Source organism: Streptomyces sp. NPDC088707, from assembly GCF_044752725.1.
GTDB lineage: Bacteria > Actinomycetota > Actinomycetes > Streptomycetales > Streptomycetaceae > Streptomyces.
The window spans coordinates 115,516-135,905 of the sequence record NZ_JBIVLV010000014.1 but is presented as its reverse complement, the minus strand read 5'-3'; the positions used below and the strand labels follow the sequence as shown (position 1 = coordinate 135,905).

General features: G+C 71.9%; 20 protein-coding genes and 1 riboswitch. Of the genes, 11 read left to right on the top strand and 9 right to left on the bottom strand.

What is annotated here, in order from left to right:
* The first annotated feature begins 88 nt into the window (after positions 1–88).
* Entirely contained in the window at positions 89–640 is a 552-nt protein-coding gene (locus tag ACIP84_RS33760) for an NADAR family protein (RefSeq protein WP_401803170.1), read from the top strand.
* An 88-nt stretch (positions 641–728) separates the two neighbouring features.
* Here ACIP84_RS33760 and ACIP84_RS33755 read toward each other — a convergent pair whose 3' ends face one another.
* Entirely contained in the window at positions 729–1,418 is a 690-nt protein-coding gene (locus tag ACIP84_RS33755; RefSeq protein ID WP_401803168.1) for a DUF4190 domain-containing protein, read from the bottom strand.
* A gap of 75 nt (positions 1,419–1,493) precedes the next feature.
* Between ACIP84_RS33755 and ACIP84_RS33750 the strand changes: the two genes are divergently transcribed.
* The 6 genes from ACIP84_RS33750 (at position 1,494) to ACIP84_RS33725 (ending at position 7,264) form a co-directional block, all read left to right on the top strand.
* Positions 1,494–2,525 (top strand): adenosine deaminase, encoded by a 1,032-nt coding sequence (locus ACIP84_RS33750; protein ID WP_401803165.1) that lies wholly within the window; start codon positions 1,494–1,496, stop codon positions 2,523–2,525.
* A 56-nt stretch (positions 2,526–2,581) separates the two neighbouring features.
* Positions 2,582–3,307, top strand: a complete 726-nt coding sequence (locus tag ACIP84_RS33745) for a glycerophosphodiester phosphodiesterase (RefSeq protein ID WP_401803255.1) — start codon at positions 2,582–2,584, stop codon at positions 3,305–3,307.
* Positions 3,304–4,086: an SAM-dependent methyltransferase gene (locus ACIP84_RS33740; protein ID WP_401803163.1), complete on the top strand. Its 783-nt coding sequence runs from the start codon at positions 3,304–3,306 to the stop codon at positions 4,084–4,086. Before ACIP84_RS33745 ends, ACIP84_RS33740 begins: the two co-directional genes overlap by 4 nt.
* Positions 4,086–5,270 (top strand): sensor histidine kinase, encoded by a 1,185-nt coding sequence (locus ACIP84_RS33735; RefSeq protein WP_401803160.1) that lies wholly within the window; start codon positions 4,086–4,088, stop codon positions 5,268–5,270. The genes ACIP84_RS33740 and ACIP84_RS33735 overlap by 1 nt, the downstream gene beginning before the upstream one ends.
* Positions 5,267–5,980: a response regulator transcription factor gene (locus tag ACIP84_RS33730; protein WP_355960546.1), complete on the top strand. Its 714-nt coding sequence runs from the start codon at positions 5,267–5,269 to the stop codon at positions 5,978–5,980. The genes ACIP84_RS33735 and ACIP84_RS33730 overlap by 4 nt, the downstream gene beginning before the upstream one ends.
* Before the next feature lie 96 nt (positions 5,981–6,076).
* Complete coding sequence (locus ACIP84_RS33725) at positions 6,077–7,264, top strand: serine hydrolase domain-containing protein (protein WP_401803158.1); 1,188 nt, start codon at positions 6,077–6,079, stop codon at positions 7,262–7,264.
* Positions 7,265–7,314: 50 nt separating this feature from the next.
* Here ACIP84_RS33725 and ACIP84_RS33720 read toward each other — a convergent pair whose 3' ends face one another.
* The 4 genes from ACIP84_RS33720 to ACIP84_RS33705 all read right to left on the bottom strand — a co-directional run bounded on the left by ACIP84_RS33720 (position 7,315) and on the right by ACIP84_RS33705 (position 11,173).
* Positions 7,315–7,854, bottom strand: coding sequence for a hypothetical protein (locus ACIP84_RS33720; protein ID WP_401803156.1), 540 nt, complete (start codon positions 7,852–7,854; stop codon positions 7,315–7,317).
* A gap of 29 nt (positions 7,855–7,883) precedes the next feature.
* Positions 7,884–8,414 carry an HXXEE domain-containing protein gene (locus ACIP84_RS33715; protein ID WP_401803154.1) on the bottom strand — a complete coding sequence of 177 codons (531 nt, stop codon included), beginning with the start codon at positions 8,412–8,414 and terminating at the stop codon, positions 7,884–7,886.
* A gap of 12 nt (positions 8,415–8,426) precedes the next feature.
* The gene (locus ACIP84_RS33710) at positions 8,427–9,593 is read right to left on the bottom strand and encodes a spermidine/putrescine ABC transporter substrate-binding protein (RefSeq protein ID WP_401803252.1); all 1,167 of its coding nucleotides are present in this window, start codon (positions 9,591–9,593) and stop codon (positions 8,427–8,429) included.
* Between the two features lie 143 nt (positions 9,594–9,736).
* Entirely contained in the window at positions 9,737–11,173 is a 1,437-nt protein-coding gene (locus ACIP84_RS33705) for a gamma-aminobutyraldehyde dehydrogenase (RefSeq protein ID WP_355960537.1), read from the bottom strand.
* A 190-nt stretch (positions 11,174–11,363) separates the two neighbouring features.
* Here ACIP84_RS33705 and ACIP84_RS33700 point away from each other — a divergent pair, with 190 nt between their 5' ends.
* The 4 genes from ACIP84_RS33700 (at position 11,364) to ACIP84_RS33685 (ending at position 15,320) form a co-directional block, all read left to right on the top strand.
* On the top strand, positions 11,364–11,870 hold the full coding sequence (locus ACIP84_RS33700) for an Lrp/AsnC family transcriptional regulator (RefSeq protein ID WP_319320228.1): 507 nt from the start codon (positions 11,364–11,366) through the stop codon (positions 11,868–11,870).
* A gap of 2 nt (positions 11,871–11,872) precedes the next feature.
* Positions 11,873–13,243, top strand: coding sequence for an aspartate aminotransferase family protein (locus ACIP84_RS33695; protein ID WP_383862943.1), 1,371 nt, complete (start codon positions 11,873–11,875; stop codon positions 13,241–13,243).
* Positions 13,244–13,458: 215 nt separating this feature from the next.
* On the top strand, positions 13,459–14,187 hold the full coding sequence (locus ACIP84_RS33690; RefSeq protein WP_401803149.1) for an ABC transporter ATP-binding protein: 729 nt from the start codon (positions 13,459–13,461) through the stop codon (positions 14,185–14,187).
* Entirely contained in the window at positions 14,169–15,320 is a 1,152-nt protein-coding gene (locus tag ACIP84_RS33685) for a hypothetical protein (protein ID WP_401803146.1), read from the top strand. Before ACIP84_RS33690 ends, ACIP84_RS33685 begins: the two co-directional genes overlap by 19 nt.
* Positions 15,321–15,653: 333 nt before the next feature.
* Here the strand turns inward: ACIP84_RS33685 and ACIP84_RS33680 are convergent, their stop codons facing one another.
* The 4 genes from ACIP84_RS33680 to ACIP84_RS33665 all read right to left on the bottom strand — a co-directional run bounded on the left by ACIP84_RS33680 (position 15,654) and on the right by ACIP84_RS33665 (position 20,172).
* A complete protein-coding gene (locus tag ACIP84_RS33680; protein ID WP_401803249.1) occupies positions 15,654–16,301 on the bottom strand; it encodes a dihydrofolate reductase family protein in 648 nt (215 codons plus the stop codon).
* A 78-nt stretch (positions 16,302–16,379) separates the two neighbouring features.
* Positions 16,380–17,408 (bottom strand): ABC transporter ATP-binding protein, encoded by a 1,029-nt coding sequence (locus tag ACIP84_RS33675; protein WP_401803144.1) that lies wholly within the window; start codon positions 17,406–17,408, stop codon positions 16,380–16,382.
* Positions 17,408–19,021, bottom strand: coding sequence for an ABC transporter permease (locus ACIP84_RS33670; RefSeq protein ID WP_401803246.1), 1,614 nt, complete (start codon positions 19,019–19,021; stop codon positions 17,408–17,410). Before ACIP84_RS33670 ends, ACIP84_RS33675 begins: the two co-directional genes overlap by 1 nt.
* 38 nt (positions 19,022–19,059) lie before the next feature.
* The gene (locus tag ACIP84_RS33665; protein ID WP_401803142.1) at positions 19,060–20,172 is read right to left on the bottom strand and encodes a thiamine ABC transporter substrate binding subunit; all 1,113 of its coding nucleotides are present in this window, start codon (positions 20,170–20,172) and stop codon (positions 19,060–19,062) included.
* 82 nt (positions 20,173–20,254) lie between these two features.
* A riboswitch (TPP riboswitch) is annotated at positions 20,255–20,365 on the bottom strand.
* Positions 20,366–20,390: the final 25 nt, after the last annotated feature.

Genomic DNA, 20,390 nt, shown 5'->3' with positions numbered 1-20,390 from the left:
GTTACGCAACGGAATCGGTCGACCATGTGTCGAGGCGGCCGGATTATCTCCGTACTAAGTGTCCGTGGCGGATGCCACACTCGCGTGCATGAGCGAGCGCGAGTCTCTGATACAGCAGGTCAACAGGGGTGACGGGGTGAAGTGGCTGCACTTCTGGGGTCACCGTCCGCACCCGGACGGCCGGCTCTCGGCGAGCTGTCTCAGCCAGTGGTGGCCGGCGCCCTTCGTGGTCGCGGGGGTGTCGTACGCGACGGCCGAGCACTGGATGATGGCGGCCAAGGCCCGGCTCTTCGGGGACGCCGACGCGGAGCGGGCCGCGCTGTCCGCCCGTACCCCGGCCGAGGCCAAGAAGGCGGGCCGACTCGTCCGGGGCTTCGACGAGACGGTGTGGGCGCGGGAGCGCTTCGGGATCGTCGTCGAGGGCAGCGTCCACAAGTTCTCCTCGGACGAGGCCCTGCGTGGGTATCTCCTCGGCACCGGCACCCGGGTCCTGGTGGAGGCGAGCCCGGTGGACCGCGTCTGGGGCATCGGCCTCGCGTCCGACGACCCCCGCGCCCACGACCCGGCGAGCTGGCGCGGCGACAACCTCCTGGGCTTCGCCCTGATGGAGGCACGGGAGCGGCTGCGCCAGGGCGTGTGAGAGGCGCTGACAGCACGGTCAAGGGCCCCGCACCTCATGAGGTGCGGGGCCCTTGACCGTGCTGTCACCCGGAGTGACCGCGGGTGGCTCAGCGGCTGCCGCTCTCGACCACCAGGCTCGACGCGAACGGGTCCTCGTCGTAGCCGGAGTCCTCGAAGGACGTCGAGTCCTGGCTGACCGCCCAGATCACGAAGCCCAGGAAGACGGCGCTGACCAGGGTGCCGATGGCGCCGAGCACGATGCCCGCGATGGCCATGCCCCGGTTGGTCGCCTCGCCCCGGCCGCACTTCTTGATGCCGATGATGCCGAAGATCAGCGCCAGGACACCGAGGATCACGCCAAGCCCGTACAGGCAGAAGCCCGCCACCGCGATGATGCCGAGCACCATCGAGGCCGTCCCCATGCCGTTGGACGGGGGCTGCTGCCAGCCGGTCTGGCCGGGGTAGCCGCCGGTCGACGGATAGCCGGGATAGCCGTACCCGGAGCCCGTCGGGGCGGGCGGCGGGGTCACCGCCGTCGGGTACCCGTATCCGCCGGACGTGTCCGCCGCCGGGTATCCGTACGCGCCGGGCGCGGCCGCGGGCCCGCCGGGTGCGACCGGTGGCGGCGGCACGTCGGCGGGGCCGGGCTGCGCCAGCGGAACGGACGTGACGGTCTGCTGGTCGTGCACCGGCGACGGAGTCGTCGGCTTGCTCAGTTCCACCCCGTCGCGGTTCGGCGGAGCCCACGGGTCCGTCGGGTCGTACCCGCCCCGCGACTGGTCTTGGTTGTCAGACATGGGCCTCCCCCATCATGGTCCCGCCATGCTACGGCCTCACCCCTGAGGGGTAACCGTCCGGCCTACGATGACGGGATGACCGATCTCCATCCCTTCATCGCGGGCCTGCCCAAGGCAGAGCTGCACGTCCACCACGTCGGCTCCGCCTCGCCCCGGATCGTCGCCGAACTCGCCGCCCGGCACCCCGACTCCAAGGTCCCCACGGACCCGGAGGCGCTGACCGACTACTTCACGTTCACCGACTTCGCGCACTTCATCGACGTCTACCTCTCGGTCGTCGACCTGGTCCGCACCCCCGAGGACGTCCGGCTGCTGACCTTCGAGGTCGCCCGTGACATGGCCCGGCAGAACATCCGGTACGCCGAGCTGACCATCACCCCCTACTCCTCCACCCGCCGCGGCATCGACGAGCGTGCCTTCATGGCCGCCATCGAGGACGCCCGCAAGGCGGCCGAGGCCGAGTTCGGCACCATCCTGCGCTGGTGCTTCGACATCCCCGGCGAGGCCGGCCTGGTCTCCGCGGAGGAGACCGCCCGGCTCGCCACCACCGACGGACTGCGCCCCGAGGGCCTGGTCTCCTTCGGTCTCGGCGGCCCGGAGATCGGCGTGCCGCGCCCGCAGTTCAAGCCGTACTTCGACCGGGCGCGGGCGGCCGGCCTGCACTCCGTCCCGCACGCGGGCGAGACGACCGGCCCGCAGACGATCTGGGACGCGATCAACGACCTGGGCGCCGAACGCATCGGCCACGGCACCAGCTCGGTCCAGGACCCGGCGCTCCTCGCCCACCTGGCGGAGCACCGCATCGCCCTGGAGGTCTGCCCGACCTCGAACATCGCCACCCGGGCCGTCGCCACCCTGGACGAGCACCCGATCCGGCAGATGGTGGACGCCGGCGTCCTCGTCACGATCAACAGCGACGACCCGCCGATGTTCGGTACCGACCTCAACAACGAGTACGCGGTCGCCGCCCGGCTCCTCGGCCTCGACGAGCGCGGTGTCGCCGCGCTCGCGAAGAACGCGGTGGAGGCCTCGTTCCTCGACCCGGCCGGCAAGGCCAGGATCGCCGCCGAGATCGACACGTACACCGACACCTGGCTCGCGCGCTGACGACTGGCTCGCGCGCCCACGACGGCGAGAATGGGCCCATGGACTCCGACACCGCCATGGACCCGACCGCCGTCGTGAAAGCCGCCGAGGCCCCGGCCTCCGTCACCGTCGTGGGCCATCGCGGCGACCCGTACCGCGTCCGGGAGAACACCCTCGACTCGATCGCCTCGGCGATCGGGCGGGGGGCGGACGCGGTCGAGATCGACGTCCGGCTGACGAAGGACGGCGTGCCCGTCCTCCTCCACGACGACACCCTGAAGCGCCTGTGGGGGCACGACCGCCCGCTCTCCGCGCTCTCGTACGAGCAGGTCCGGGAGCTGACGTACGGCGGGGTCCCGACGCTGCGCGAGGCCTTGCTCACCGCCGGGGAGAAGCGGCTGATGCTCGACCTGCCGGGCGGCGACGAGAACTCGGTCCGCGCCATCGTCCGTACGGTCCGCGAGTGCGGCGCCGGCGAGCGCGTCTACTACTGCGCCGGGGCCGTCGCCATGCTCCAGGTGCGCTCCGCCGACCCGGCCGCCGAGATCGCCCTCACCTGGACCTCGCTCGCCCCGCCCCGCCCGATCCTGCTCGACGTGGTCCGTCCCCGCTATCTCAACTACCGCTTCGGCCTGGTGAGTCGGGCCCTGACCGACCGGGTGCACCGGGACGGCCTCCTCGTCTCGGCCTGGACGGCGGACACCTCCCGCACCATGCGTAAGCTGATCAGGAGCGGGGTCGACTCGATCACCACGAACAGGGTCGACACACTCGCCGCCGTCCTGCGAAAGGCCCAGGGATGAACGACCGGATCCGGACCGACATCGCCCACAACGCCCGGGTGTGGAACTACTGGCTGGGCGGCAAGGACAACTACCCGGTCGACCGCGCGGTCGGCGACCAGGTCACCGGCTTCTACCCGAGCATCGGCGAAGTGGCCCGCGCGGACCGGGCGTTCCTCGGCCGCGCCGTCACCTTCCTCGCCGCCGACGCCGGGATGCGCCAGTTCCTCGACATCGGCACGGGCCTGCCGACCGCCGACAACACCCACGAGGTCGCCCAGCGGGCCGCGCCCGACGCCCGGATCGTCTACGTCGACAACGACCCGATCGTCCTCACCCACGCCCGCGCGCTCCTGACCAGCGCGCCGGAGGGCGTCACCGAGTACGTGGACGCCGACGCCCACGACCCGGAGGAGATCCTGGCCGCGGCCGGTGCGACGCTCGACCTCTCCCGGCCGGTGGCCGTGATGATGCTCGGCATCCTCAACTTCGTCCTGGACACCGCCGAGGCCCGGGCGATCGTCCGCACCCTGATGGACGCCGTCCCCTCCGGCAGCCACCTGGTCCTGACCCACCCCACCCTGGAGCCGGAGCTCGGCGGCGAGGGCAACAAGGCGGCCATGGCCTTCTGGAACGAGAACGCGACCCCGCCGATCACCGCCCGCAGCCGCACCGAGTTCGCCTCCTTCTTCGACGGCCTCGACCTCCTGGAGCCGGGCATCCTCTCCTGCTCGCGCTGGCGCGCGACGGCCGACGCGCCCGTGGTGGCGCAGTTCGGCGCGGTGGGCCGCAAGCCGTAATGGGGCTACGCAGGGAGGTCCGCGGCCGGTGGGAGCGGGCGCGGACCTGGGGCGCGGCGAACCCGTGGGCGGTGGACCTGGGGATCGCACTGCTCGTCCAGGCGGCGATGACCATGCCGTTCGTGGTGCCGCGCGGGCCGGAACTCGAACCGGCGACCTGGGCCGCGTACGGACTGACGACGCTCACCGTGGTGCCGCTCGTCTGGCGGCGGCGGGCGCCGGTCGCCGTACTCCTGGCGATCCTGGCGACGAGCACGCTGTACGTGCTGGCCCTGGAGGGGCCGGGGCAGCCGCTGCCGTACACCGGGCTCGTCATCGTCTACACGATCGCGCTGCACTCGCCCGCGTGGAAGCGGCTCATGACGGCAGGCCTGCTGATGGTCGCGGTGCCGGTCTCGGTGTGGCTCAACACCCGGTCGGCCCGTGAACTGACCTTCTCGCTCTTCGTGTTCGGCGCCGCCTATGTCTTCGGCCGGCTCCAGGACGCCCGGCAGCGGGCGCATCTGATCGAGGCGGAGCGGGCCGCCGCGCGCGAACGGGCCCGGATCGCACGGGAGATGCACGACATCCTGTCGCACGCGGTGAGCCTGATGATCGTGCAGGCGGAGGCGGGTCCGGTGGCGGTACGGGTGGCACCGGAGCGCGCGGAGGCCGCGTTCGAGGCGATCTCGGAGACGGGCCGTGAGGCGATGACCCAGCTGCGGCAGATGCTGGGGCTGCTGCGGGAGGGGCCCGAGGGGGCGCCGCCCCGCGAGCCTCAGCCGGACCTCTCCGGGATCCCGGCGCTGGTGGAGCGGGTGAGGTCCGGCGGCCTCCTCGTGGAGTACACGACGGAGGGCGGGGTGCGGGCGCTGCCGGCGGCGACCGGCGCGAGCGCCTACCGGATCGTGCAGGAGGCCCTGACGAACGTCGTCCGGCACGCGGGCGCCCGCCGGGCCGACGTCCGGCTCGCCCACGCCGACGGGGTCCTGCGGGTCACGGTGACGGACGACGGGCGGGGCCCCGCGCCGGGGCCGGCCGGACGCGGCACCGGCGGCCACGGCTCCGGCCACGGCCTCACCGGCATCAGGGAGCGGGCCGCCGCGCACGGCGGGACGGTGTCGGCCGGCCCGGGACCGGGCGGCCGGGGGTTCGAGGTGCGGGTGCTGCTCCCCGTACCCTCCACGGCGGAGGTGGGGACATGACGACGATCCGGGTGGTGGTCGCGGACGACCAGGAACTGGTCCGCAGCGGCTTCGCGATGATCCTCGACGCGCAGCCGGACATCGAGGTCGTGGCCGAGGCCGGGGACGGCGCCGAGGCGGTCGAGGCGGTGCGCCGGCACGCCCCGGACGTGGCGCTGCTCGACATCCGGATGCCCGGCACCGACGGCATCGAGGCCTGCCGGGCGATCAGTGCGGGCACCGGCTGCCGGACGGTGATCCTGACCACCTTCGACACGGACGCGTATGTGTACGAGGCGCTGCACGCGGGCGCCAGCGGCTTCCTCCTCAAGGACGTGCGCAGGGACGATCTGGTGCACGCGGTACGGGTGGTGGCGGCGGGCGACTCGCTGCTCGCGCCGTCCGTGGCCCGCCGTCTGGTGGAGCAGTACACCGCGGGCGGCCCGCGCAGGACCGCACCCGACCCCCGGCTCGACGTGCTGACGGGCCGGGAGCGGGAGACCCTGCTGCTCCTCGCACGCGGTCTCTCCAACGCGGAGATCGCGGCGGAGCTGGTGGTCAGCGACCACACGGTGAAGACCCACGTGGGGAACGTGCTCGCCAAGCTCGGCCTGCGGGACCGCATCCAGGCGGTGATCTGCGCGTACGAGACGGGTCTGGTCGCGGCGGGCTCTCCCCCGCCCGGGGGAGGCGCGGGGCCGGGCACCTCCCCCGTGTCGGCGAGGAACTGACCGGCGGAAGACCGCCGGTGCGGGCGATCCGCAGATCGCCGCAGGTCAGCAGGATGGAGCCGTCGAGAACAACGGCTCACACCCACGGAGTTGACCATGAGGACAGCCACCCGCACGCTGCTCGCCGCCGCCCTGGTCCTGGGGGTCGCGGCGGGCCCGGCCCTGACCCCGGCCTTCGCGACGCCCACCGCCTTCGCAGCGGCCGCGTCTACCGCGTCGACCTCGCGGCCGACCAGCCCGGACCTGAGCGCGGTGATCGCCGGGCTCCCGCGGGCCGACGCTACGGCCGCGCTCGTCCGGGTCGGCGGCACCGAGGGTTCCTGGCAGGGCAGTGCGGGTGTCCACGACCTGGCGACCGGCGCCCCGGCGGACCCGGCGGCCCGTTTCCGCGCCGGATCGGTGACGAAGGTCTTCACGGCCGCGACCGTCCTCCAGTTGGCGTCCGAGCGCCGGATCGACCTGGACCGCACGGCCCGCTCCTACCTGCCGGAGCTGATCCCCGGCCGGTACGCCACGGTGACCGTGCGCCAGCTCCTGAACCACACGCACGGCATCCCGGCCCCCGAACTGGCCGTCGGTGACACGGTGGAGGAGTGGTACGCCCATCGCCTCGACGTCCACCGCCCTGAGGACATGGTCCGCTCGGCGACGGCGAAGCCGCGCGAGTTCCGGCCCGGCACGAAGCAGCACTACCTCAACATCGGGTACACGATCGCCGGTCTGATCGTGGAGCGGGTGACGGGCGACTCGTACGAGCACCAGGTGGAGCGGCGGATCCTGCGCCCGCTGGGCCTTCGTGACACCTATCTCCCGGGCGAGGCGGCCGAGCTCGTCGGCCCGTACAACCACGGCTACCAGACCATGCGGCTCGACGACGGGACGACCGGCCTGCGGGACGTCTCGGTGTGGCGGGCGACGGACGGCTGGGCGGCCGGTGACCTGGTCTCGACCACGTCCGACCTGGAGCGGTTCACCCGGGCGCTGTTCGCGGGCCGGGTGGTGCGCGGGCCGCTCCTGGAGGAGATGTTCGCGCTGCCGAAGGTCGCGGACCTGAAGTCCGGCGATCCGGCCGCGTACTCCTCGGGTCTGTCGATGAAGAGGCTCGGCGGCCGTGAGGTCTGGGGCAAGACCGGCGGCCGCTGGGGGTACAACGCGGCCATCGCCTCCACCCGCGACGGGGCGCGCACCCTCGTCTACAGCGTCAACTCCACCGACGCGAAGGGCCAGGACATGAACCCGACCGCCCTGAACGTGATGGTCGCGGCGTACGGCCTGCCGGACTAGCGGGCACGGGACCGACCAGCGGGCACGGGCCGGATCGGACGCCGGCCGGATCAGCGGACACCGGCCGGCGCGGTCTCCGGTGCCGTGGCGGCTTCGAGCCGCTTGATCAGCCGGCGTACGTGGAGCAGCGGCAGGATCCCGATGACGCCGAAGGACATGTCGATGACCGACCACCAGAAGGGGATGCCCCTGAGGGGTCCGCAGATCAGGGCGAGCGGGATGATGCCGACGCAGGCGATCATGCCGAACTCGACGACCCAGATGTTGCGGACGGGCTCCCGGTAGGCGCCGTAGAAGGCGACCGCGATGACGAGATGGGCGAAGGCGAGCCAGTCGGTGCCGTAGAGCAGGTACGGGGCCCGCTCGTCGGCGGTCTCGACGCCGCCCCGCACCCGGTCGATCCATTCCGCGAGCCCGGGGAGGAGGTCGGCCACGGGAGCCGCCCACCCGTCGAGCGAGGAGTCCAGCAGCCGGAGTTCGGTGACGAGCGGGAACGCGGTGACCCCGCTCAGGACCAGGCAGACGACGAAGACGATCAGCCAGACGCGGATGCGCGTGAGAAGGGCTCTCGGCCCGTTCGAGTCGCTCATGAGGGCAGCGTACGCCCCCTTGAACGCGTTCAGAAACGGGGGGTCAGCCGTCGTGCCACCACGTGCGCGACGACGGTGGCGGCCGCCGCCATCCCCAGGCCGGTGACCGCGCCCCGGAGTCCGGTCGGGCGGAGCACGCCCGCCCGGCGCAGCCGGCCGCGCGCCCAGAGGGTGAAGGGGATGACCACGAGCGGCGAGGTGACGGAGCCGGGTGTCACTCCGCGCACCGCGGCGGCCTGCCCGAGGTGGAGGAGGCCGTGCAGGCCGAAGCCGTTCAACGCCCCCTGGTAGAAGGCGGATCGGCCGCCCGTACGGGCCCCGGCCACCGCGGCGGCGCCGACGACGGTCGCCATCACCCCGACGGCGAGGGCGAATTCGCGCTCGTCGACGGACTCGGCGGCCTCCCAGACCGCTTCCGGCACGCCCGGGAACCGCTCGCGCAGCATCGGCAGGTTCTCCCGCAGCCAGCGGGGTCCGAGGGCGAGCTCCTCGGCGTCGTGGACGGCCCAGGCGAGGAACAGCCCGTATGCGGCAAGCGAGTTCGAGTGGGATGGGGTCACATCCCGCTCAACTCACAGACCGACGATCGCGTTCCACCGCTTCGTGAACTCCTGCCGTTCCCGCGCGGTGATGTCCCGGGCGATCGCGAGGCGTCCCCGCATGTCCGCGTCCGGGAAGATCAGCGGGTCCTCCGCGAGCGCCACGAGCTCCTCGTCGCCGGAGTCCGCGAGGACCGTCTGCGCGGCCGGCACCGGGCAGACGTAGTTGACCCAGGCGGCGAGTTCGGCGGCGACCTCGGGCTCGTAGTAGTAGTCGACGAGCTTCTCGGCGTTGGCCTTGTGGTGCGCGAGGTTGGGGATCATGAGGGACTCGGCCCACAGTTCGGCGCCCTCCTCGGGGACGACGAACTCGATGTCCGGGTTGTCGGCCTGGAGCTGGATGACGTCGCCCGAGTACGCCTGGCAGGCCAGCACATCGCCGGTCGACAGGTCCTTGATGTAGTCGTTGCCGGTGAAGCGGCGGATGTGCCGCTTCTTCACGAGGCCCTCGATCTGCTCGCACAGGCCGTGGAAGTCGTCGCCGGTCCACCGGGTGACGTCCACACCCCTGCCCATCATGAGCAGCGCGAAGGACTCGTCGAGCCCGGACAGCAGGGTGACCTTGCCGCGCAGGTCGTCGGCCCACAGCTCCTTGGTGGAGCGGAGCTCCCGGCCGAGCTTCCCGCGGTTGTACGCGATGCCGGTGATCCCGGACTGCCAGGGGACGGTGTGCAGCCGGCCCGGGTCGAAGGCGGGCGAGCGGAGCTGCGGGTCGAGGTGCTCGGTGACGTTCGGCTGGGTGGCGCGGCTCATCTCCTGGGCCCAGCCGAGGCGGACGAAGCGGGCGGCCATCCAGTCGCTGACGACGATCAGATCGCGGCCGGTCTCCTGGTGGTTCATCAGGGACGGGCTGATCTTGCCGAAGAACTCGTCGTTGTCGTTGATCTCCTCGGTGTACCGGACGGAGATCCCGGTGCGCTTCCTGAACGCGTCGAGGGTCGGGCGCTTCCTGGCGTCCTCGTCGTCGGTGTCGATGTAGAGCGGCCAGTTGGCGAAGTCGAGCGTCCGGTCCCGGGCGGAGAGGTCGCGGCCGGCCCGGTCGCCCTCGTCGACGTAGGCGGCGGGGACCCCGCATCCCGCGGCGAGCAGGCTCGCGGCCCCGGCACCGCCGATGCCGCGCAGCAGGGACCGGCGGGAGATGTTGTTCCTGGCTGTCGCTCTCACCCGTGCAGCATCGCGGCCGGCCGCGTGCCGGGGCAATGGACGCTCCGTCGAGCGACGCGGCGCGGCCCCGACACCCTGTCGACCGGGGTGCCGGGGCCGCGTGGCGTTCAGACGGGGGTTCAGCCCAGGGAGGTCATCACGTGCTTGATGCGCGTGTAGTCCTCGAAGCCGTAGGCGGAGAGGTCCTTGCCGTAGCCGGACTTCTTGAAGCCGCCGTGGGGCATCTCGGCGACCAGCGGGATGTGGGTGTTGATCCACACACAGCCGAAGTCGAGCGACTTGGACATGCGCATCGCGCGCGCGTGGTCCTTCGTCCAGACGGAGGAGGCGAGGGCGTACTCGACGCCGTTCGCGAACTCCAGGGCCTGCGCCTCGTCGGCGAAGGACTGGACGGTGATGACGGGGCCGAAGACCTCGTTCTGGACGATCTCGTCGTCCTGCTTGAGGCCGGAGACGACGGTCGGGGCGTAGAAGTAGCCCTTGTCGCCGACCCGGTGGCCGCCGGCCTGGACCTTGGCGTGCGCCGGGAGGCGGTCGATGAAGCCGGTGACCTGCTTCAGCTGGTTGGCGTTGTTGAGGGGGCCGTAGAGCACGTCCTCGTCGTCCGGCTGACCGGTCTTGGTCTCGGAGGCGGCCTTGGCGAGCGCGGCGACGAACTCGTCGTGGATGGACTCGTGCACGAGGACACGGGTCGCGGCCGTACAGTCCTGGCCGGCGTTGAAGAAGCCGGCGACGGAGATGTCCTCGACGGCCTTGTCGATGTCGGTGTCCTCGAAGACCACGACCGGGGCCTTGCCGCCCAGCTCCAGGTGGACGCGCTTGACGTCCTTGGCCGCCGACTCGGCGACCTGCATGCCGGCGCGTACGGAGCCGGTGATGGAGGCCATGGCGGGGGTCGGGTGCTCGACCATCGCCTTGCCCGTCTCGCGGTCGCCGCAGACGACGTTGAAGACGCCCTTGGGGAGGATCTGGCCGATGATCTCCGCCATCAGGACGGTCGACGCGGGGGTCGTGTCCGAGGGCTTGAGGACGACGGTGTTGCCCGCGGCGAGCGCCGGGGCGAACTTCCACACGGCCATCATCATCGGGTAGTTCCACGGCGCGACCTGGGCACAGACGCCGACGGGCTCGCGGCGGATGATGGAGGTCATGCCCTCCATGTACTCGCCGGCCGAGCGGCCCTCCAGCAGCCGGGCGGCACCGGCGAAGAAGCGGATCTGGTCCACCATCGGCGGGATCTCTTCGCTCGCCGTGAGGGCGACGGGCTTTCCGGTGTTCTGGACCTCGGCGGCGATCAGGTCCTCGGCGCGCTCCTCGAAGGCGTCGGCGATCTTGAGGAGCGCCTTCTGGCGCTCGGACGGCGTGCTGTCACGCCAGGCGGGGAAGGCGGCCGCGGCGGCCTCCATCGCGGCGTCGACGTCAGCCTGGCCCGAGAGCGGGGAGGTGGCGTACACCTCGCCGGTGGCCGGGTTGACCACCTCGATGGTGCGGCCGTCGGCCGCGTCGCGGAACTCCCCGTTGATGTAGTTACGCAGCCGGCGCAGCTCGGTGGTCACTTGCCACCCCTCCTGTCACGTTCTGTCGTCGCACGTCCTTGTGCGGTGTCCCGATGGGCGAGACACCTCAGCCTAGTCGCTCGGCAGACGCTTTCAACAGGCCCAACCCCCTCCAACTTCGGATTCCGTGAGTTTCAAGCCGCTCGACAACGAATTACATCGCTCCGGGGTTGCAAGACCGACATTCTCGGTGCACAGTGAACCCGTGGCCAGTCGAAGCACAGAACCCAGAACCGGAACCGGTTCGTCCCCGACGATCGACGCCGTCTCCCTGGCGATCATCGAACAGCTCCAGGAGGACGGTCGCCGTCCCTACGCGGCGATCGGCAAGGCCGTGGGCCTCTCCGAGGCCGCCGTGCGGCAGCGCGTCCAGAAGCTGCTCGACCAGGGCGTCATGCAGATCGTCGCCGTCACCGACCCGCTCACCGTGGGCTTCCGGCGGCAGGCGATGGTCGGCATCAACGTCGAGGGTGACCTTGATCCGGTTGCGGAAGCCCTGACGGCCATGGCCGAATGCGAGTACGTGGTGATGACCGCGGGCTCCTTCGACCTGATGGTGGAGGTCGTCTGCGAGGACGACGACCACCTGCTGGATGTGATCAACAAGCGCATCCGCACCCTCCCCGGCGTGCGCTCCACCGAGAGCTTCGTCTACCTCAAGCTCAAGAAGCAGACCTATATGTGGGGAACTCGATAATCGTGACCCAGTCCCGAAGTGACATGTCAAAGTCCGCCTACGACCACCTGTGGATGCACTTCACCCGCATGTCGTCGTACGAGAACTCGCCCGTTCCCACCATCGTGCGTGGTGAGGGCACCTACATCTTCGACGACAAGGGCAAGCGCTACCTCGACGGTCTCGCGGGTCTCTTCGTGGTCAACGCCGGACACGGCCGCAAGGAACTGGCCGAGGTCGCGTACAAGCAGGCCCAGGAGCTCGCGTTCTTCCCCGTGTGGTCGTACGCGCACCCCAAGGCCGTCGAGCTCGCCGAGCGTCTCGCGGACTACGCGCCGGGCGACCTGAACAAGGTCTTCTTCACCACCGGTGGCGGCGAGGCCGTCGAGACCGCGTGGAAGCTCGCCAAGCAGTACTTCAAGCTGCAGGGCAAGCACACCAAGTACAAGGTCATCTCGCGTGCGGTCGCCTACCACGGCACCCCGCAGGGCGCCCTGTCCATCACCGGTCTGCCGGCCCTGAAGGCCCCCTTCGAGCCGCTGGTCCCCGGCGCGCACAAGGTGCCGAACACCAACATCTACCGCGCCCCGATCCACGGCGACGACCCCGAGGCCTTCGGCCGCTGGGCCGCCGACCAGATCGAGCAGCAGATCCTCTTCGAGGGCGCCGACACCGTCGCGGCCGTCTTCCTGGAGCCGGTGCAGAACGCCGGTGGCTGCTTCCCGCCGCCGCCCGGCTACTTCCAGCGCGTCCGCGAGATCTGCGACCAGTACGACGTGCTGCTCGTCTCCGACGAGACGATCTGCGCCTTCGGCCGCCTCGGCACGATGTTCGCCTGTGACAAGTTCGGCTACGTGCCGGACATGATCACCTGCGCCAAGGGCATGACCTCGGGCTACTCCCCGATCGGCGCCTGCATCGTCTCGGACCGCATCGCGGAGCCCTTCTACAAGGGCGACAACACCTTCCTCCACGGCTACACCTTCGGTGGCCACCCGGTGTCGTCGGCGGTCGCCATCGCCAACCTCGACATCTTCGACAAGGAAGGCCTGAACCAGCACGTCCTCGACCAGGAGGGCAACTTCTTCGACACCCTGAAGAAGCTGCACGACCTCCCGATCGTCGGCGACGTCCGCGGCAACGGCTTCTTCTACGGCATCGAGCTCGTCAAGGACAAGGTCACCAAGGAGTCCTTCACGGACGAGGAGACCGAGCGCGTCCTCTACGGCTTCCTCTCCAAGGCGCTGTTCGAGAACGGCCTGTACTGCCGCGCCGACGACCGTGGCGACCCGGTCATCCAGCTCGCCCCGCCGCTGATCGCCGACCAGGGCACCTTCGACGAGATCGAAGGCATCCTGCGCTCGGTGCTCACCGAGGCCTGGACCAAGCTCTAAGGTCCCCGCCGCGCGAGGCACCCGACATCACGCCGCCCTCACGGCGTGACCCCCGGCCCGGGCATGCCGCCATCCGAGTGGATGGCGGCGGCCCGGGCCGCGTGCTGTCCGTACAAACGGATCCGAATACTTACGGTGCCCAGTGACCGACAGGCCCGTCCTCTCGTTCCCCCGGACGGGGGACACAGATCGGATCCGACATCGAGGTGTACGCGATGGCCCCACCGGACAACGACGTGCTCTGGGCGCGTTCCCTGCACTGCGCCCTGGGCGGTTCGGACGCCCTCAGCGGCGTCTCGCTCGGCGTCCGCGAGGGCGAGATCCTCGCCCTCGTCGGCCCGCGCGGCAGCGGCAAGACCACGCTCATGCGGTGCCTGTCCGGCCAGCTCGTCGCCCAGGAGGGCGAGGTCTGGTTCAACAGCAGCCCCGTGCACACCCTGAGCCCCGCCGATCGCGAACGGCTCCGGCGCGACCGCTTCGGCTGGATCGACCCCGAGCCCGGCCTCGTACCCGAGCTCACCGGCTGGGAGAACACGGCCCTGCCCCTGCTGCTCCGCGGCACCTCCCACCGGGCCGCGAGGACCGCCGCCGTGGAGTGGCTGGAGCGCCTCGACATCGGCGCCTGCGCCCGCAAGCGTCCGCACGCCCTCACCCACGCGGAGCGCCAGCGCATCGCGATCGCCCGCGCGCTGGTCACCACCCCGTCGGTGCTGTTCGCCGACGAACCCACCGCGATCCTGCACCGGGCCGACGGCGCCCAGGTCCTGCGCACCCTGACCGCCGCCGCCCGCTCGCACGGCATCACCGTGCTCCTCGCCACCCACGACGCCGAGGTCGCGGCGCTCGCCGACCGCACGGTCGCACTCCTCGACGGACGCCGGGTCGGCACCGTACCCCCGGCGTCAGGGGCGGAGGGCGTCGCGGCGTGCTCGCTCTCCGTCTAGCCCGCGGGGCCCACCCCCTCGTCCAGACGCGCCGGCTCCTCGTCGCCGCCGCGGCGGCGGGGGTCGGCTTCCTCCTGCTCTGCACCCTCGGATACGCCGTCGGGCACCCGGAGCGGTCCTCGGCGGCCGCGCTGCGGCTGCTCTGGTGTGTCCTGCCGCTCGCCGCGACCGTCCAGTTCGCGGTCGCGGTGGCCCGGACCGACCCCAGCACCCGCCCGCGCCCCGGGCTCTCCGCGATCGGTCTCGGCCCCGCCCGGCTCACCGCGATCGCCGCCGCGTCGACGGCCGTCGCCTGCACGCTCGGCTCCATGGTCGCGCTGCTGTTCTATCTGCACCTTCGCGGCGACATCACGGGCCTGCCCTTCGACGGGGCCGCCGCCGACCTCCTCGCCGCCGACCAGCCGATCCCGCTCGCCGCCGCCCTCACCCTGCTCGCCGTCGTCCCGGTCGTCGCGGCCACGGCCGCGGGCCTCGCCCTGCGCCCGCGCACCGCGCCCACCGCACCGGAGGGCGCGGAGAAGCCGGTGCCCTCCGGGCTGCCGTGGGGGGTCGCCCTGGTCGCGGTCGGCCTGGCCGTCGAGACGTACGCGGGCCGCAGCGGCGCCGCCGACGGGCTCCCCCTGCCGGGCCGCTTCGACGGCAACCCGGCGGGCGTCCTGGCCGGCTGGGTCCTCACCGCCGTCGGCCTCGCCATGGCGGGCCCCGGCCTCGTCCACGGCTGCGGCCGTCTCCTCCAGTCCGTCCGCCCGGGCGCCGCACGGCTGCTCGCGGGCCGCGTCCTGATGGACGAGTCCCGCCGTATCGGCCGCCCCCTGGGCGTGGTCAGCGCGGTGATCTCCGGAACGCTCGCGGCGGCGGCCCTGGACGACGCGGGCACCGGCCCAGGCGCCTTCGGCCCGCTCACCGGCCTGGGCGCGGCCCTCATCCTCGCCTGCACGACGGCCACCCTCCTCACCGCGGCCCTGGAGTCCAAGCAGTGCCGCGCCCACACCACCGAGGCCCTGCTCCGCATCGGCGCCCCGCCCACGGTCCTCCGCTCGGCGGCCCTGATGCGCACCGGTGTGCTGCTCGCGGTCTTCCTCCCCCTGACGTGGGCCGTGGCGGAACTGGCGGCACTGCCGCTGACCGGCTGAGACACCGGAAGGGCGGCCTGTCGACCAGGCCGCGCTCCTCGCCCGACCGGCACGACACCTCCGGGGGCGGCACCCCGATGCCGCCCCCGTCGTGGCCCCATACCGACGCCCCCCGGCACGCCGGCCGCCCGGACCGCGCGGGCACGGGCGCGAGGTCCACCCGCTCGAAGCGTTCGACGAGCCGGCCGCCCGGCCCGGTCGCTCGCCGGGTACCGCGTGCGGTCGGCCCTCCTCGCGGCGACCGGCGGCGGTTTCCCCCTCCACGGCCTCGCCACGCTCCTCCGCCGGCGAGCGGCACTCAGGACGTGCGACCGCTGCTCGCCGCGCCCCGGGTCACTTCCGCCAGAAGAGGTGGTGCGTCACCGCACCGCCCGGGCTGGGCACGACATCGCGGTGGAACCGGTCGAGGAGCTCGTCGGGCGACTCCCAGAGCCGTACCCCGGAACCGAGCTTCACCGGCGCCACCGCGACGTGCAGGGTGTCGACGAGGTCGGCGTCGAGGAACTCGCGGACGACGGTGGCCCCGCCGCCGAGCCGGACGTCCTTGCCGTCCGCCGCCTCCTTCGCCCGCGCCAGCACGGTCGCCGGGTCGCCGTCGACGAAGTGGAACGTCGTGTCGGAGAGCGTGAACGAGGGACGCGGATGGTGCGTCATGACGAACACCGGCGTGTGGAACGGCGGCTCGTCACCCCACCAGCCCTGCCACTCGTGGTCCTGCCAGGGACCGCGCTGGGGCCCGAACTTGTTGCGGCCCATGATCTCGGCACCGATGTTGTGGGAGAAGTCACGGGTGAAGTAGTCGTCGAGACCGCGGCTGCCGCCGGGATCGGTGCGGTTGGGCCAGCTCGCCGTGGCACCCGCCCAGGCGAACATGGCGCCGGGATCCGCGTGCCCGAACGGACGCTCCAGGCTCTGGCCCTCCCCCGTACCGAATCCGTCGGACGAGACCATGAAGTTCTGGACTCTGAGCAGCTGGCCCATGGGGTTCCTCCCGGTGGTCGACACAGACATGACGAACACCCAGGAGACTCCACCGGACCGGGAAACTCATCGCACCCGCTACGGAATGTCGTCCCCCAGCACCACCACGTCCTCCGCCCGGAACTCCACCCCCACCGCGGCGCCCTCCCCCGGCACCTCCCGCAGCGGAAGCTCCGCGTCCAGCGGCGGTCCGTCCACCGGGCGGAGCCGTACGGCCACATGGCTGCCCCGGAAGGTCCGGGACTCGACCGTCCAGGCCGACCCCTTCTCGACGGGCACGAGCCGCACCCCGCCGGGCCGGACCAGGAGCCGCCGCTCGCCCTGCGGCGAGCCGTCCGGCACCGGGACCTTCCCCCAGGGGGTCTCCGCGACCGGCCCGGTCACCCGCGCCGCCACCACGTTGTCGAACCCCAGGAAGCGGGCCACGAACTCCGAGGCCGGCCGCGACCACACCTCGACGGGTGCACCCGACTGGGCGATCCGCCCGTCCCGCATGACCACCACCCGGTCGGCCAGCGCGAACGCCTCGCCCTGGTCGTGCGTCACCGCCAGCACCGTCGTGCCGAGCCGCCCGAAGAGCTGCCGCAGCTCCCCGACGAGCCGCTCCCGCAGCCCCCGGTCGAGCTGCCCGAGGGGCTCGTCGAGCATCAGCAGCCGGGGCCGGGGCGCCAGGGCCCGGGCCAGTGCCACCCTCTGCTGCTCACCACCGGAGAGCGCGGCGACGGACCGCCGCCCCGCGCCCGGCAGGCCGACGAGGTCGAGCAGCTCCGTCACCCGTTCGGCCTGCTCGGCCTTCCCTGCCCCGCGCATCCGCAGCCCGAAGGCGACGTTCCCGCCGACGTCCCGCTGCGGGAACAGCTGGTGGTCCTGGAACATCAGGCCGACGCCCCGCCGGTGCACCGGCACCCCGCGCTGGTCGGCGCCGCCGAGCAGCACCCGCCCGCCGTCGAGGGCCTGCAGCCCCGCGACGGCCCGCAGCAGCGTGGACTTGCCGCTGCCGCTCGGCCCGAGCACGGACACGATCTCGTGGTCGGCGACCTCCAGGTCCACGGCGTCGAGCGCCGCCCGCTCCCCGAACCGTACGGTCGCCCCGTCGAGTACCAGCATCAGAACTCCCCCGAGGTGCGTTCAATCCGGAGCCGTTCGAGCAGCAGCAGGGACACCGCGCACACCACCATGAGGATCGTCGAGAGGGCCATCGCCTGGCCGTAGTTGAGTTCGCCGGGCCGGCCGAGGAGCCGGGCCACCGCCACCGGGAGGGTCGGGCTGTCGGGGCGGGCGATGAAGACGGTCGCGCCGAACTCACCCAGCGAGACGGCGAACGCGAACCCGGCGGCGATCAGCAGCGCCCGCCGCACCAGCGGCAGGTCCACCTCCCGCCAGGCCCGCCACGGCGAGGCACCGAGCACGGCCGCGGCCTCCCGGAGCCGCTCGTCCACCGCCCGGAGCACCGGCAGCATCGTCCGTACGACGAAGGGCACACCGACCAGCGCCTGCGCCAGCGGTACCAGGATCCAGCTGGCCCGCAGGTCGAACGGCGGTTCGTCGAGCGTGATGAGGAACCCGAAGCCGACGGTCACGGCCGACACTCCGAGCGGCAGCATGAGCAGCGCGTCGAAGCCCCGGACGAGCCGCCCGGCGCGTCTGGTCAGCGCGGCCGCGGCGAGCCCGCCGATGGCGAGGGCGATCAGGGTGGCCACGACGGCGTAGCGCAGCGAGTTCCCGATCGTGTCGAGCAGCGGCACGAGGAAGGTGCCGGAGGGGTCGGGGGTCCGCAGGGCCCGGTAGTAGTCGAGCCCGTAGCCGTGGGAGGTGGCGAAGGACCGCTCGACGAGCACCCCGAGCGGCAGCACGATCAGCAGGGCGACGGAGAGCAGGACGGCCGCGAACAGCGCCCACTGGCCGACGCCCCGGGGACGCCGGGCCGTCTCCTCGGGCGCCGTCATCCGCAGCGCGGTCTCCCGGCGGCGGACCGTCCGGGCGTGCACGGCGAGGACGACGCCGACGGCGGCGAACTGCACCATCGTGAGGACGGCCGCCGTCGTCAGGTCGAAGCGGACGACGGTCTGCCGGTAGATCTCCGTCTCCAGGGTGGAGTACGTGGATCCGCCCAGGATCTGCACGACGGCGAAGGAGCTCGCGGTGAACAGGAAGACCATCAGCGCCGCCGCCGCGACCGACGGGGCGAGCGCCGGCAGGGTCACCGTCCGCCACGCCCTCCAGCGGGACGCGCCGAGGACCCGGGCCGCCTCCTCCTGCCGAGGGTCGAGCTGCGCCCACAGGCCCCCGACGGTCCGGACGACCACGGCGTAGTTGAAGAACACATGGGCGATCAGGATCGCCCAGACCGTGGTGTCGAGCCGTACGCCCCACAGCTCGTCCAGGAGCCCGCCGCGACCGACGAGCGCCAGGAAGGCCGTACCGACCATGACGGTCGGCATCACGAAGGGCACGGTGACGACCGCGCGCAGCAGCCCCTTCCCGCGGAACTCGAAGCGCGCGAAGACGTATGCGCCGGGCAGCGCGATCAGCAGGGTGAGACCGGTGGAGGCGAGCGCCTGCCAGAGCGTGAACCACAGGACGTCGAGGATCTCCGGCCGGCTCAGCGTCTCGCCGAACCGGCCGAACTGCCACACGCCGTCGACGCGCAGCCCGCGCTCGACGATCGAGACGACGGGCCAGGCGAAGAAGAGCGCGAAGAAGGCGACGGGCGCGACCATCAGGCCGAGCCGCGCCGCGCTTCCCCGGCGGTCGGGGACTACTTCAGAACGAGCGACGACCACTGCTGGATCCACGGGTCACGCTTCTCGGCGATCTTCTCCGGCGTCATCGTCTCCGGCTTGTCGACGACCACGCCGTGCTGGGTGAACAGCTCGGGCAGGGCCGCGTCCTTCGCCACCGGGTTGACGAACATCTGGAGCGGCATGTCCTCCTGGAACTTCTTGGAGATCAGGAAGTCGATCAGCGCCTTGCCGCCCTCGGGGTTCTTCGCGCCGTTCAGCAGACCAGCGAACTCGATCTGCCGGAAGCAGGTGCCGGTGGAGACCCCGGTGGGGGCCACCTTCGGCTGCGGCTCGCCGTAGAGCACCTCGACCGGCGGGCTGGAGGCGTACGACACGACGAGCGGACGGTCGCCCTTGGCCTGCTTGCCGCCGGCCGAGCCGGAGAACTCCTGGTTGTAGGCGAGCTCCCAGCTGTCGACGGTCTTCACGCCGTTGGCCTTGAGCTTCGTCCAGTAGTCCTGCCAGCCCTCGTCCCCGTACTTCGCGGCCGTACCGAGGAGGAAGCCGAGGCCCGGGGAGGACCGCTCGGGGTTCTCGACGACGAGCAGGTTCTTGTACGCGGGCTTCGCCAGGTCGTCGAAGGTCACCGGCGGCGCCAGCTTCCTGTCGGCGAAGTACGACTTGTCGTAGTTGACGCAGATGTCACCGGAGTCGATCGGCGTGACCCGCCGCTGCTCCTTGTCGAGCTGGTACGCGGCCGGGAGGCGGTCGAGGCCCTTCGCCGCGTACGGCACGAAGATGCCGTTGTCGAGGGCGCGGGACAGCAGGGTGTTGTCGACGCCGAAGAAGACGTCGCCCTGCGGGGAGCCCTTGGTCAGGATCTCCTTGTTGACGGCCTCGCCCGCGTCGCCGCTCTTCAGCACCTTGACGGTGAAGCCGGTCTGCTTGGTGAACTCGGCCAGCACCTCCTTGGAGGCGTTGAACGAGTCGTGACTCACGAGGGTCACGGTCTTCGGCGCCGGGGCGCCGGACTTGCCGGCGGCCTCGCGGACGTCGTCCGTGCCGCAGGCGGCAAGGGTGGTGACGCCCAGCGCCGCGACGAGCGCGGCGGCGGCGGCCTTCTTGATGCTCACCGGAGTGGTGCTCACTGAGATTCCTCCTGGGTATGACCAGGAAGAGACGCGGCCCTGCCCACGACCGGCGGACCGGACGCGGGCAGGGCGCAACAGCTTGAGTTAACGACCGAACTTCCTACCCAGAATGACCTGGGCAAGGTTCAGAGGGTCTGCGGTCCTACGGTGACCGCACTCTCAGCGCTGTGGCGCTCCCCTGTCGGAATATGGAGATGTGTTCGACCTCAGAGTAC